Origin of the sequence: Methylobacterium soli (genome assembly GCF_008806385.1) — a bacterium.
Taxonomy (GTDB): Bacteria; Pseudomonadota; Alphaproteobacteria; order Rhizobiales; family Beijerinckiaceae; genus Methylobacterium; species Methylobacterium soli.
Genome location: NZ_VZZK01000025.1, coordinates 89,309 through 101,540, shown reverse-complemented (window position 1 = coordinate 101,540; position 12,232 = coordinate 89,309). Strand labels below are relative to the sequence as shown.

Annotated in this window: 12 protein-coding genes; 4 read left to right on the top strand and 8 right to left on the bottom strand. The window is 71.4% G+C overall.

Translation table 11 applies throughout. The features are described 5' to 3' along the window. Positions 1 to 330: TRAP transporter large permease subunit (locus tag F6X53_RS21280; RefSeq protein WP_151002349.1), on the top strand; the 330-nt coding region annotated here is incomplete at its 5' end. 98 nt (positions 331 to 428) lie between these two features. Here the strand turns inward: F6X53_RS21280 and F6X53_RS21275 are convergent. The 3 genes from F6X53_RS21275 to F6X53_RS21265 form a co-directional block, all read right to left on the bottom strand. Continuing rightward, positions 429 to 1,223, bottom strand: a complete 795-nt coding sequence (locus tag F6X53_RS21275) for an enoyl-CoA hydratase/isomerase family protein (RefSeq protein ID WP_151002348.1) — start codon at positions 1,221 to 1,223, stop codon at positions 429 to 431. 68 nt (positions 1,224 to 1,291) lie between these two features. Beyond that, positions 1,292 to 2,518 carry a CaiB/BaiF CoA transferase family protein gene (locus F6X53_RS21270; RefSeq protein ID WP_151002347.1) on the bottom strand — a complete coding sequence of 409 codons (1,227 nt, stop codon included), beginning with the start codon at positions 2,516 to 2,518 and terminating at the stop codon, positions 1,292 to 1,294. Between the two features lie 11 nt (positions 2,519 to 2,529). Then, positions 2,530 to 3,825: an MFS transporter gene (locus tag F6X53_RS21265; RefSeq protein WP_151002346.1), complete on the bottom strand. Its 1,296-nt coding sequence runs from the start codon at positions 3,823 to 3,825 to the stop codon at positions 2,530 to 2,532. A gap of 428 nt (positions 3,826 to 4,253) precedes the next feature. Between F6X53_RS21265 and F6X53_RS21260 the strand changes: the two genes are divergently transcribed. Continuing rightward, the gene (locus tag F6X53_RS21260; RefSeq protein ID WP_151002345.1) at positions 4,254 to 4,436 is read left to right on the top strand and encodes a YegP family protein; all 183 of its coding nucleotides are present in this window, start codon (positions 4,254 to 4,256) and stop codon (positions 4,434 to 4,436) included. A 27-nt stretch (positions 4,437 to 4,463) separates the two neighbouring features. Here the strand turns inward: F6X53_RS21260 and F6X53_RS21255 are convergent, their stop codons facing one another. From F6X53_RS21255 to F6X53_RS21245, 3 genes are all read right to left on the bottom strand, one after another. Beyond that, a complete protein-coding gene (locus tag F6X53_RS21255; protein ID WP_151002344.1) occupies positions 4,464 to 5,699 on the bottom strand; it encodes a TetR/AcrR family transcriptional regulator in 1,236 nt (411 codons plus the stop codon). Between the two features lie 139 nt (positions 5,700 to 5,838). Continuing rightward, positions 5,839 to 7,095 (bottom strand): nitrate/nitrite transporter, encoded by a 1,257-nt coding sequence (locus tag F6X53_RS21250; RefSeq protein ID WP_151002343.1) that lies wholly within the window; start codon positions 7,093 to 7,095, stop codon positions 5,839 to 5,841. Positions 7,096 to 7,446: 351 nt separating this feature from the next. Then, positions 7,447 to 7,710 (bottom strand): hypothetical protein, encoded by a 264-nt coding sequence (locus tag F6X53_RS21245; RefSeq protein WP_151002342.1) that lies wholly within the window; start codon positions 7,708 to 7,710, stop codon positions 7,447 to 7,449. A 362-nt stretch (positions 7,711 to 8,072) separates the two neighbouring features. Here F6X53_RS21245 and F6X53_RS21240 point away from each other — a divergent pair, with 362 nt between their 5' ends. Further along, positions 8,073 to 9,008, top strand: coding sequence for a L,D-transpeptidase (locus F6X53_RS21240; protein WP_238296773.1), 936 nt, complete (start codon positions 8,073 to 8,075; stop codon positions 9,006 to 9,008). Here F6X53_RS21240 and F6X53_RS21235 read toward each other — a convergent pair. After that, complete coding sequence (locus F6X53_RS21235; RefSeq protein WP_151002341.1) at positions 8,963 to 10,828, bottom strand: chloride channel protein; 1,866 nt, start codon at positions 10,826 to 10,828, stop codon at positions 8,963 to 8,965. The two genes, F6X53_RS21240 and F6X53_RS21235, sit on opposite strands and share 46 nt — an antisense overlap. A gap of 216 nt (positions 10,829 to 11,044) precedes the next feature. Here F6X53_RS21235 and F6X53_RS21230 point away from each other — a divergent pair, with 216 nt between their 5' ends. Next, positions 11,045 to 11,533: a MarR family winged helix-turn-helix transcriptional regulator gene (locus tag F6X53_RS21230; RefSeq protein ID WP_151002340.1), complete on the top strand. Its 489-nt coding sequence runs from the start codon at positions 11,045 to 11,047 to the stop codon at positions 11,531 to 11,533. Between the two features lie 18 nt (positions 11,534 to 11,551). On the opposite strand, the gene F6X53_RS21225 is transcribed toward F6X53_RS21230, so the two are convergent. Further along, complete coding sequence (locus F6X53_RS21225) at positions 11,552 to 12,220, bottom strand: GntR family transcriptional regulator (RefSeq protein WP_151002339.1); 669 nt, start codon at positions 12,218 to 12,220, stop codon at positions 11,552 to 11,554. Between the last annotated feature and the right edge of the window lie 12 nt (positions 12,221 to 12,232).

Here is a 12,232-nt window from a genome sequence, read left to right as displayed (position 1 = left end):
ATGGTGATCGTGCTGGGCTTCTTCCTGCCGCCGGTCTCGATCATCCTGATGACGGCACCCATCATCCTGCCGCCGCTCAAGGCCGCCGGCTTCGACCTCGTCTGGTTCGGCGTCGTGATGACCATCACCATGGAGATGGGCCTGATCCACCCGCCGGTGGGCCTCAACATCTTCGTGATCAAGAACATCGCCCCCGACATCCCGCTCTCGGACATCATCTGGGGCACGCTTCCCTTCGTGATCCTGATGGCGGTGGCGATCCTGATCCTCTGCCTCGTCCCCGGCATCGCCATGTGGCTGCCGAACGTGCTGCTGCCGACGACCCGGTAGCACGCCCCGATGTGCGCGAGGCGGCCCGGACCAAGGCGGTCCGGGCCGCCTCGCGTTTCAGGTCAGGAGCAAGCGTGCGGAGCAGGAACCGCGGCGCCTCAGCGCCCCGTCCAGCGCGGCGGGCGCTTGGCCAGGAACGCCTCCATGCCCTCGCGGAAATCCTGGCTCATGTAGCATTGCAGGATGAGGTCCTCGCCCGCGCCCGCGTCGCCCTCCTGCAGGCGGCGCAGGCCCTCCTTGGTGGCCTGGAGGGTGAGCGGGGCGTGGCCGGCCAGAAGCGTCGCGAGTTCGGTGGCGCGGGCCTCGAGGGCGGGGGCGTCCGCCACCACCTCGCTGGCGAGGCCGATGGCGAGGGCCTCCTCGGCGCCGACGAGGCGGGCGGTGAACAGGATGTCCTTGACGCGGGCGGGGCCGATCAGGCCCGAGAGCCGGTTCAGGTTGCCCTGCGACAGGCAATTGCCGAGGGTGCGGGCGATGGGGAAGCCGAAGCGGGCGTCGCGCGTGGCGATCCGCAGGTCGCAGGCCGCCGCGATCGCCGCGCCGCCGCCCGTGCAGGCGCCCGCGATCGCCGCGATGGTCGGCACGCGCAGGCGCTCCAGGCTCCCGAGCACCCGGTCCATGAAGCGCTCGTAGCCCAGCGCGTCCTCGGGCGTCGTGAAGCTGCGGAACTGGGCGATGTCGGTGCCGGCCGCGAAGGCCTTCTCGCCCGCCCCCGTGATGATCACCGCCTTGATCCCGGCATCCGCCTCGATCTTGCCCGCGAGGGTGATCAGGCCCTCGTACATCGCGAAGGTGAGGGCGTTGCGCGCCTGCGGCCGGTTCAGGACGATGCGGGCGATGCCGGCCGCGTCCTGGGTGAACAGAAGCTCGTCGGTGGCGGGGTCGGCGCTCATCGCGGGATCTTTCGCTGTGCGGCTCGCAAGGCTCTCCCGCGGGCCGGGAAGGGTCGGGCCGAGCCCTATCACGCCAGGGTCTCGCGCACGACGCCGCGCGCGATCAGGTCGTCGATGGCGTCCTCCGCGTAGCCGGCGCCGCGCAGGATGGCGCGGCTGTGCTCGCCCAGGAGCGGCGCCGGCCCATGGACCCGGCCCGGGGTCTGGGAGAACTTGACCGGCAGGCCGAGCGTCCGCATCGGGCCGATGCGGGTGTGGTCGACCTCCACCACCATCTCGCGGGCGAGCGCCTGCGGATCCGCGTGCATGGCGGCCACGTCGAGGACGGGCCCGGCCGGCACGCCGCCGGCCTCGAGGCGGGCCAGCCAATCGGCCGAAGGCGCGCTCCGGAAATGGGGGCTGAGCGCGGCCGCCAGGGCCTCGCGGTTGGCCATGCGGTCGCGGTTCTGGCCGAAGCGGGGGTCGCTCGCCAGATCCTCGGCGCCCAGGACCTCGAGGAGGCGCAGCCAGTTCGTCTGGTTCGCCGCCCCGATGGTGATCCAGCCGTCGGCGGTCTCGAAGGCCTCGTAGGGGGCGTTTAGCGGGTGGGCCGAGCCCATCGGCCCCGGCGGCAGCCCGGTCGCCATGCTGATCGCCGATTGCCAGTAGGTCAGGGTGATGCCGGCCTCGAACAGGGAGGTGTCGACCACCTGCCCCTCGCCGGTCTTCAGCCGGTGCGTGTAGGCGGCGAGCACCCCCATGGCCGCCAGGATGCCGGCCGTGATGTCGGTGACGGGGGGGCCGCACTTCATCGGCGGCCGGCCCGGCCCCTCGCCGGTGACGCTCATGAGCCCGCTCATGCCCTGCGCCACGAGGTCGAACCCGGCCCGGTCCGCGTAGGGGCCGGAGCGGCCGAAGCCCGAGAGCGAGGCGTAGATCAGGCCCGGGAACTCGGCCTTGAGGCTGTCGTAGCCGAGGCCGAGGCGCTCCATCGTGCCGGCCCGGTAGTTCTCGATCAGGATGTCGGCCCCGCCGAGGAGGCGGCGCAGGACCGCCTTGCCCTCGGGCGCCTTGAGATCGAGGGCGATGCCCTCTTTGCCGCGGTTCATCATCAGGTAGGCGGCGCTCTCGCCCTCGAGCGCCGGGGGGACCGAGCGGCGGGTGTCGTCGCCGCCGTCGATCTTCTCCACCTTGATGACCTCGGCGCCCATGTCGCCGAGCATCAGCCCGCAGACCGGGCCCGCCATGATGTGGGCGAGCTCGATGACCCGCACGCCCGCCAGGGGGCCGCCGCGCTTCTGAGCGTTGTCCCGCATCGGCCGGGCCCTCAGCGGGTCGCCGCCGCCGCCCCGGGCAGGGGCGGCATCACCTCGCCGCCCTCCTCCAGGAAGGGGTGCTCGGGATGCATGGTGAAGGCGAGCCCGGCGCCCAGGAGGCAGAGGCCGATCGAGCCCGCGAAGGGCAGCGTCCAGTCGCCCGTCATGTCGACCACGAGGCCGAACACGATCGGCGACACGATCGCGGCCACCGCCGAGCCCGTGTTCATCAGGCCGCTCGCCGTGCCGGCATATTTCGGCGCGATGTCCATCGGCACCGACCAGATCGGGCCGATCACGAGCTCCGCGAAGAAGAAGCCGGAGGACAGGAGCAGCGCCACCGCGGTGAGGTCGTGGGTGAAGAACACGCCCGTGAGGCTCGCGGCCGCGCCGAGGAAGCCCACCACGATGACGGAGAGCCGGGCGAGCTTGATGCTGCCGGTGCGCTTGAGGATGCCGTCGCTGAGGACGCCGCCCAGGGTGTCGCCGATGACGCCCGCGAAGAACACGCCCGAGGCGAACAGCGCCGAGTTCTTCAAATCGAGGCCGTAGCTCTGCTTGAAGAAGGTCGGCAGCCAGCCGAGGAACAGCCACAGGGTCCAGCCGTAGCAGAAATAGGTCACCGTCACGGGCAGGATGCGCTTCGTCAGGCGGCCCCACGGCACGGATTGCTTGGCGCCGACCTTGCGGGGCGGGGGCAGCACGTCGAGCTCGGCCTGGGTGATGCGCTTGTGGTCGGACGGATCGTCCCGGAAATAGAGGTACCAGACCACCACCCAGATGAAGCTCAGGGCTCCGAGCACGACGAAGCTGTAGCGCCAGCCCACATGGTAGATCAGGAAGGCGACGATCGGCGGCGCGACGGCGTTGCCGAGGCGCGCGAAGGCGTGGGTGATGCCCTGCGCGAAGCCGCGCTTGCCCGGCTCCGTCCAGTTCTGCATGGCGCGGGTCGCGGTCGGGAAGGTGGCGCCCTCGCCGAAGCCCAGGAGGACGCGGGCCAGGAACAGGCTGACGAGGCCGCCGACGAGGCCGGTCAGGATGGTCGCCGCCGCCCAGATCATGCCGCAGACGAGGAGCGTGCGGCGCGCCCCGAACCGGTCGCCGACCGAGCCGCCGATGACCTGGAAGATCGCGTACGGGTAGGCGAAGGCCGAGAGGATCAGGCCGAACTGCGTGTTCGAGAGGCCGAGATCCTGGCTGATCACCGAGCCCGCCGTCGCGATGTTCACCCGGTCCAGATAGGTAATGAAGTACATCAGGCAGAGCAGGAACAGCACGCTGTTCGTCGCGCTCAGGCGCTTCATCATGAGCCTTCCCTTTCGTTTCCAACCATCACGCCGGTTTGTCCCGGCTTATCGCGCCTCGGCCGCTCCCGTTCGGGATGCTCGCCGGGCGAGGGCGGCGCCGTCACGGCCGGCCGCCTCTCGTATATTGAATTCATTATCTGGACATCGAAGGCGATTGCAACCGAAGGACGCGTGTTTTCAGGCTTTCGGCCCCTGCGCAATCCCCCGCCGATGCATGGGGTCAGCGCTTGGAGACGGGGGCGCGGTGCACGCCACGGCGCTCCGCAGGTGCAGTTCGGATCGTCCCGCAGCACGGATGTTGCGGGCGCCCCTGCGGACGGAGGCTGTCGGCGCTGGGGATAGGCGAATGCAGGTGATTGATCGCGAGAAAACACTCACTAAGTTGTCTTTGCAAACCTAGAGTTTGCAATCGAGCGTAGGGGGGCACGATGGGCACCTGTAAGGACACCAACGGCGACACATGGGAGATCTATAAGAATCGTGACGGCTGGCGCTGGCGCCGGACAGCCTCCAATAGCCGGATCGTCGGCGCGTCGACGGAACCCTACGAGGGCAAGACGCACTGCATCGAGAACGCGCGCCGGAACGGCATGGGCTGCAACCCGATCTGACGCCCGAGGCGCTGGCGCGTCCGCGCCTCAGCCCGGGGGCGGCGCGTAGAGGCCGGCGAGCAGGGGATAGACGTAGTTCGCCTGCGCGCCGGCCGCGTCGATGTCCTTGGACCAGCGGTCGAGCTCCGAGGCGGCGTCGATCGTGCTGTTGACCACCTGCGCGGCGATGGAGGGATCGCAGGGGCGGATCGAGCCGTCCGCGATGCCGTCGGCGATCGGGAACGCGACGCGCTCCCAGAGCTGGTGCATCGTGCGGGTCACGTCCGCCCGCAGCCCGTCCGGCAAGGCGCCGACCGCGATCCAGCGCAGGAGCGGGCCGGCCTCGGAGAGCTGGTGGGCCACCAGGGTGGCGGTGGCGGCCCCCAGCCGCTCCCAGCCGGTGCCGCCGGCGGCCTCGGCGGCATCCTGGGTGCGCCGGATCCGCTCGAAGGTGCGGGCGAAGCAATTGGCGACGAGGTCGTCCTTGTTGTCGTTGTGGTGGTAGAACGAGCCCTTGGTGACGCGCAGATGCGCCGAGATCTTCTCGACCGAGGCGCCGCGATAGCCCTGCTCGTTGATCAGGATGGTGGCGGCGCGCAGGAACGCGTCCGTCGGCGCCCATTCGGAGGCCGGCAGGGCGAGGTCGAGCCGCGGCGGCCAGGCGCTGCCGGGGGCCGCGAGCCCGTTGAGGACGAGGTCGGCCACGCGGGCGCCGACGCGGGGGTAATCGGCCGGCTCGTAGCGGTCGATCCAGACCCGCATGGTCTGCACCACGGAGACCAGGAGATGCGTGCGGGTGTTGCGCGCGTTCCGGTCGAGGCCCGCGACCGCATCCGCCTCCAGGCAGAGCGCGCGCATGCGGCGGAAGAAGGCGTTGTAGGCCGAGAACACCGTCTCGGCCTGCGGGCTCGGCAGGGCCCGCACGTCGTGGAAGCGGATCAGGGCCGGGCGCTCCCCCGTCGCCATGGCGGCGAGCCCGCGGCAATAGCGGTCGAGGAACAGGCGCAGGCGCGCCTCCGGATCGGGCGCCGCCTCGGCCTCGGCGATCAGCGCGTCGAGCCACGCGATCTTGGCCAGGAAACAGGCCGCCGCGAGGTCCTCCTTGCGGCGGTAGTAATAGGTGATCGAGTTCGTCATCAATCCGACGCTGCCCGAGACGTCGGCGAGCGAGGTGCCGCGGATGCCCCGCTCGTTGAAGCGCTTGGCGGCGGCGTCGAGGATCGCTCCGCGCTTCTGCTCGAAGCGCTTGGTCTGGCGCGGGGCCGGGCTGCTCGGATCGGACATGGGGCGGATTGAGCATGGGCGCGGCGGGCTGACAAGCGCGGCTGACAAGGGCGGCTGGCAAGGGCGCCGGCCGCGCGTGCCCGCGGGTCATGCATCGCGCGCGGGGACCCAGGCCCCCGCGCGGCTCACGTCCGGGCGCTCAGACCGGGGCGGGCTCGAGCCGGCCCTGCGGGGCGAGCGCGCTGGCCGCGGGATCGAGAACCTTGCCCCGGGGGCCGACCCAAGTGCCGACCCATTTGCGCTGCCAGACGAAGAGGCAGCCGAGCACCAATGCGGCGATGACCGCGTAGGCGACGAAGCCGACCGCGAAGGAGCCCGTATACTGCTTCGAGAGGCCCATCACGTTCGGCAGGATGGCGCCGCCGAGCGCCCCGACCTCGCCGATCATCGAGCCGGCCACCGCCGTGTTGGAGGGCCAGCGCAGGGGCACGAGCTGGAACAGGGCCCCGTTGCCGGCCCCGAGGGCTGCGAAGCAGAGCATGAACAGGATCGTGGTGAGCGCGAGGGAGGGCGCCGCCGTCAGGAGCAGGAAGGAGCCGATCGCGGCGAGCAGTACCACCGACAGGACCAGGATGCCGCCGACCCGGTCGGCGAAGTAGCCGCCGAGGATGCGGATGCCCGAGCCCATGATGGCCGCCAGCATGGTGAGGCGCCCGGCCTCGACCTTGGTGACGGCGAATTGCTCGTAGAAGAAGGTCGGCAGGAAGTTCGACAGGCCGATGAAGCCCCCGAAAGTGATGATGTAGACGAGGCTGAAGGCCCAGCCGTCCTTCTCGAACAGGCAGGCGACGTGCTGCTTGAAGGATTGGTGCTCGCGGTCCGGCGGCTCCTTGGCGAAGACGATCATCACCACGAGGGGGATCAGCATCACGATCCCGGCAAACCCGTAGACCGCCTGCCAGCCATAGGCCTGGGCGAGCGGGGGCGCGAACAGGACGGCCAGCACCGTGCCGGAATTGCCGGCACCCGCGATGCCCATGGCGAGGCCCTTGTGCTCGGGCGGAAACCAGCCGGAGCCGAGCGACAGGGCGACGCCGAAGGAGGCGCCCGCGATGCCGAGCAGCACGCCCATGGCGAGCACGTCGTTGAACGAGTGCACCAGGAAGAACCCGAAGGCCATCGCGGCGATGATGAGGCTCATCTCGGTGATCGCCGCGTTCTTGCGGCCGATATACTGGGCGAGGACGCCGAGGGGGAAGCGCATGATCGCGCCGGCCAGGATCGGCAGCGAGATCATGAAGCCGGTCTGGGCCGGGGTGAGCCCGTAGGTCTCGGTGATGAACGGGCCCATCGCGCCGTTCAGGACCCAGATCGCGAAGCAGAAATCGAAGTACAGGAAGGCGGAGAACAGGGTCGGGGGGTGCCCCGACTTCATCACGGTCTTGAAACTGGCCATGGGGGTGCTCGTCTCGTGCGCGGCCGGCCTCTCGGCGACCGCTCGTTCCGGGGGTCCGGACTCACACCGTCCGCATGCGGAGCGCCGTTGCCCCGCGCGCCGCCCAGGGGCGACGCCTTGTGCCTTGCAGCAAGCGTGCCAGCCTTCGCGCGGCTTCGCTCGCCCTGCGGGCCGGGGTCGCCCTCGGGACCGGGGGGCGACCGGGCCAGGCGGATCAGAATGGCGGATGCCGCGCCGGGCCGCGACCCGGCCCTTGCTGCAGCGCAAGGCACGATTGCCCAGGAATCAGGCGATGCGGTGAGATCGCCGCGCAACGCGGCGGGTGCCGTCCCCGGCTCGGAGCCTCGCGGCTCAGCGGCAGGTCGAGACAGTCTTGACCACCCAGCCCTCGCCCGATTGCCAGAGCTTGCGCCGGAAGCGGGTGCAGTTCGGGGCCTGGGCCTCGCCGGAGGTCCAGGCGACCCCGGGCGGCGCGGCGCCCGCCTGGGCCCCGGCCGGCTCGGTCTCGGAGGCCGCCGGCGTGGCCCGGCGCGCCTCGGCGGGAATCGCCAGCAGGCAGAACGCCGCGGACGCGAGTCCGAGCGCGCGGAAGGGCCGAGACAGGAGAACCGGCACGGTAAAAATCCGAGAATCGAGGGGGCGCAGCCCCGGCGATATGCGCCCGGTCCCAGCATTCGGCAATCGGCGGAACGCGGTTTTCCCACGATCTCCCCCGGAATGGTGAAGAGGCGCCCGGCGAAAGCTGAGGCACCGGGCCCCGGCCGCGTTGACACTTCGTCGACCATCTTTCGAAGGCGGGGCCGCGCGTGATCCTGCGACCCCGCTATGCAGATCCCGAGACGTGACGCGGAGCCCTCAACTTTGCTAGGAGCGTGTTCAACGCGAGCTTGGCCGCCCCTGGGCGGTCCGGCCGAAGATCAAGCCCCGGCCTGTTCCATCCGATGACTGGCAGGGCTCGAAGGGACGTCTCGAAACCCATGTCCAGCTCGAATCCCATCTCCAGACTGACGCGCCGCACGGTCCTCACCGGCTCGATGACCGGCCTCGCGCTCCTCAGATCCACGCTCTCCGGCCTCGCGCAGCAGGGCGGGCCGCTCCCGCCCGACGCGATCGACGGGTTCGGCGGCTACGACGACGACCGGCTCTACCGCGACGAGAACGGCGCCCTCTATCGCCGCCGGGGCGGGCAGTACGTCCCGTATTCGGGCCGCGAATCCTACGGGCGCCCGGTGCCCGGCACCGAGACCGAGCCGCCGCGCCGGCGCGCCCTCGACGAGACCCTGCCCCCGGACAGCCAGCCGGGCCGGCCGGCGCAGCGCCCGGTGGTCGAGCGGCCCGTCGATGACGGCCCGATCGACTACGCCCGCGCCTATGCGGCGGTCACCGACGATCCCTTCCCGGTCCAGGCGTTCAACTGGAAGAAGGCCAACCCGGTCTTCCTGCGCCAGGAGGTGTCCTATCCGGGCCGTCACGAGCCCGGCACGATCGTGATCGATCCGCGCGCCCACCACCTCTTCCTGGTGCAGCCGGGCGGCCGGGCCCGCCGCTACGGCGTCGGCGTCGGCAAGCAGGGCTTCTCCTGGTCGGGCATCTCGACCATCAACTCGAAGCAGGCCTGGCCGGACTGGTATCCGCCCAAAGAGATGATCGCCCGCACCCCGAAGCTCGCCCGCGAGGTGACCAAGCTCCAGAGCGGCGTCGGCGTCGAGGGCGGCACCCGCAACCCGCTCGGCGCCCGCGCGCTCTACCTGTGGCAGGACAACAAGGACACGCTCTACCGCATCCACGGGACGCTGGAGCCGACCTCGATCGGCCACAGCGTCTCGTCGGGCTGCATCCGGATGATCAACCAGGACGTGATCGACCTCTACGGCCGCGTCGCGGTCGGCACCAAGGTTGTCGTGCTGAGCTGAGCCTCGGGCGCCGCGGCACCGAGGCCGCGGCGCGTCCGGACCCGGCGGCGGTAGAAGCGCTCGCGGCGCCGCTCCAGATGCCCGCTCGCCTCGCGCACGCGCAGCAGGTCCTTGCGCGCCACGAGCCCGACGAGGCGCCGGCTCCCGGGCTCGACCACCGGGACGCGCCCGTGGTCGCCCGTGACCATCAGGTCGGCGAGGTGGCCCACGGTGTCGTCCGGATGCACGAGCGGCAGGGCCGCGTCGGAGACGAGCTCCGCGAGGCTTCCGGCGATCGCGCCGCCCGCCCGCTGCCAGCCCATCAGATCCCGCAGCGTGACGAGGCCCACCGGCACGCGATCCTGGTCCACGACCGGATAGGCCCGGTGGCGCGGGGCATTGGTCGAGAAGAAGCGCAGAGCCTCCTCCACCGGCATCTCCGCCCGCAGGGTCTCGACCTCCCGGACCATGATGGCCGAGACCCGGGTCAGCTCGAACGGGTCGATCGCGTATTCGCGGGTGATGTGGACACCCCGCCGGGCGATCTTCTCGGTCAGGATCGAGCGCTTGAGGAGGAGCACCGTCACGGCGTAGGCCGCGGTCGTCGCCGCGACGAGGGGGGCGAGGGCGTGGATGTCGCCGGTCAGCTCCACCGCGAAGAGGGCGCCGGTGAGCGGCGCCCGCATGGTGCCGCCCATCATCGCCGCCATGCCGATCAAGGCCCAGAAGCCCGGCGTGCCCGGAAGCACGGCGCCCTCGACATAGCCGAGCGTGCCGCCGAGGATCAGGAGCGGCGCCAGCACGCCGCCCGAGGTACCGGAGGCCAGCGCCACGAGCCAGATCGCGGCCTTCACGATCAGGATCGCGGCGGCCGCGCCGAGGACGAGGTGCCCGTTCAGGAGATCGCCGATCACGTCGTAGCCGACGCCGAGCGCCCGCGGCTCGATCAGGCCGCCGAGGCCCACGACGAGGCCGCCCAGCGCCGGCCACCACATCCAGTGGAGGGGCAGCCGCTCGAACGCGTCCTCGGCCCGATAGAGCAGCATCGTCAGGAGGCCCGATTGCAGGCCCGCCACGATGCCGACCAGGATCGCGAGCCCGAAGAGCTGCGGCGACAGGGACAGGTTCGCCGCGAAGGGGAAGAGCGGGCCGGCCTCGAACAGGAAGGGCCGCCACGCGGTGGCGAGGGTGCAGGCCACCGCGACCGGAATGAAGCTGCGCGGCTTCCACTCGAAGAGCAGCAACTCGACCGCCAGGAGAACGGCGGCCACCGGCGTCCCGAAGATCGCCGTCATGCCGGCGGCCGCGCCCGCGACGAGGAGCGTCTTCCGCTCCGCCGCGCTGAGATGGAAGAACTGCGCGAAGAGCGAGCCGATGGCGCCCCCCGTCATGATGATCGGCCCCTCGGCGCCGAACGGGCCGCCGGTGCCGATCGAGATCGCGGAGGAGACGGGCTTGAGCACCGCGACCTTCGGGGACATGCGGCTGCGCCCGATCAGGATCGCCTCGATCGCCTCCGGAATGCCGTGGCCGCGGATCTTCTCCGAGCCGAAGCGCGCCATCAGGCCGATGGCGAGGCCGCCGAGCACCGGGGCTGCCACCATCCAGGGTGAGCGCGCGACGCTCGCGAAATCGACCGGCTGCGTGCCGAGGCGGCCGAGCCAGACGAGATTCGACACGAGGGCGATGAGCTTCACGAGCCCGTAGGCCGCGAGCGCACCCCCGGACCCGATCACCACCGCCATGGCGGCGAGGATCAGGACGCGCCGGTCGGCCGTGAAGTCGCCGAGCGCCCCGCGCGGCGAGGCCGCCCCGCGATCCGCCCCCGTTCCCATCGTCATGTCGTTCCTCTGCTCCCGTTCGTCGCCCAGGCTTCATCGCGGAACGCGGCGCCTCAGACGCCGGATTTATATCGTATTACGATACAATCAAGGGCGGGGCGTTTCGGTGATACGAGGGCCGTGGACGCGGCTCGACGCAGCGGAGCCGCCGCCCCCGGCGGGGCGTTGCGACAGGACCCGGCCGCGACCGGGATGTCAGGCAGGAGGGGTCCCACGATGGCCGCGAGCCAGGACGAGGCGCTGACGCAGGCCGATTACGCGGCGCTCGCGGCCTTCCGCCAGGCGCTGCGGCGCTTCCTCGCCTTCAGCAAGGCGGCGGCGCAGCAGGCCGGCCTGCCGCCGCAGCAGCACCAGGCGCTGCTGGCGATCAAGGGCGCGGAGCCGCCCGTCAGCGTCGGGCAGTTGGCCGAGAGCCTGCTCATCGCCCCCCATACGGCGGCCGAGCTGGCGGACCGTCTCGCCGCGGCGGACCTCGTCACCCGCGCGCCCTCGGCCGTCGACCGCCGCCGGCTCGAACTGGCGCTCACCGGAAAGGCGGAGGCGGTGCTGCGGGGCCTCAGCGCGGCCCACCGCACCGAGCTGCGCGCGGTCGGGCCGCTCCTGCGCGAGCTTCTGGGCACGATCGAGAGCGGGGATCCCGGCGCGTCGCGCGCTCAAGGCGCGCCGCAAGCGCAGGATGCGCCACAAGTGCAGGATGTATCTTGAGCGGGCGGCGCGCGGCGATCAATCCCCGGTATGCTCGGCGACGTAGCGGCCGAGCGCGCTCGCGGCGTTGAGCATGTGGGCGCGCATGCGCCGGGCCGCCGCCTCGCCGTCCCCCTCCGCGATGGCGGCCAGGATCTCCCCGTGCTCGGCGCGGGAGCGGCGGATGCGCTCGCCCTGGCGCAGCTGCGTGCGGCGGAAGGCCGAGAGGCGGGTGCGGATCGCGAGCGCCTGCTCGGCCATGAAGCCGTTATGGGTCGCCCGGTACAGGGCCTCGTGGAAACTGCGGTTGAGGGCGTCGTAGGCGTCGAAATCACCCGCCTGGACGAGGCTGCCCGAGCGCTCGTGCAGGTCCAGGAGCGCGCTGCGCTCCAGCGGGGTCATCCGGTAGGTGGCGAGGCGCACGCACATGGCCTCGACCTCGGCGGTGGTCTCGAACATGTCCATGATGCGCTCGGGCGTCATCCGGGTGACGACGACGCCGCGCCGGGGGCGCACCTCCACGAGGCCGCTGAAGGCGAGCTGGCGCAGGGCCTCGCGGACGGGGGTGCGCGAGGCGCCGAAGCGGTCGGCGAGCTCCTGCTCGTCGAGGGCGATGCCGGCCGCGAGCGTGCCGGCCGCGATCTCGTCCGTCAGCGCGTTGCGGATCTGGTCCGAGAGGAGGCCGCGCCCCTCGACAATCCCATCCATGGTGTCCCCCCG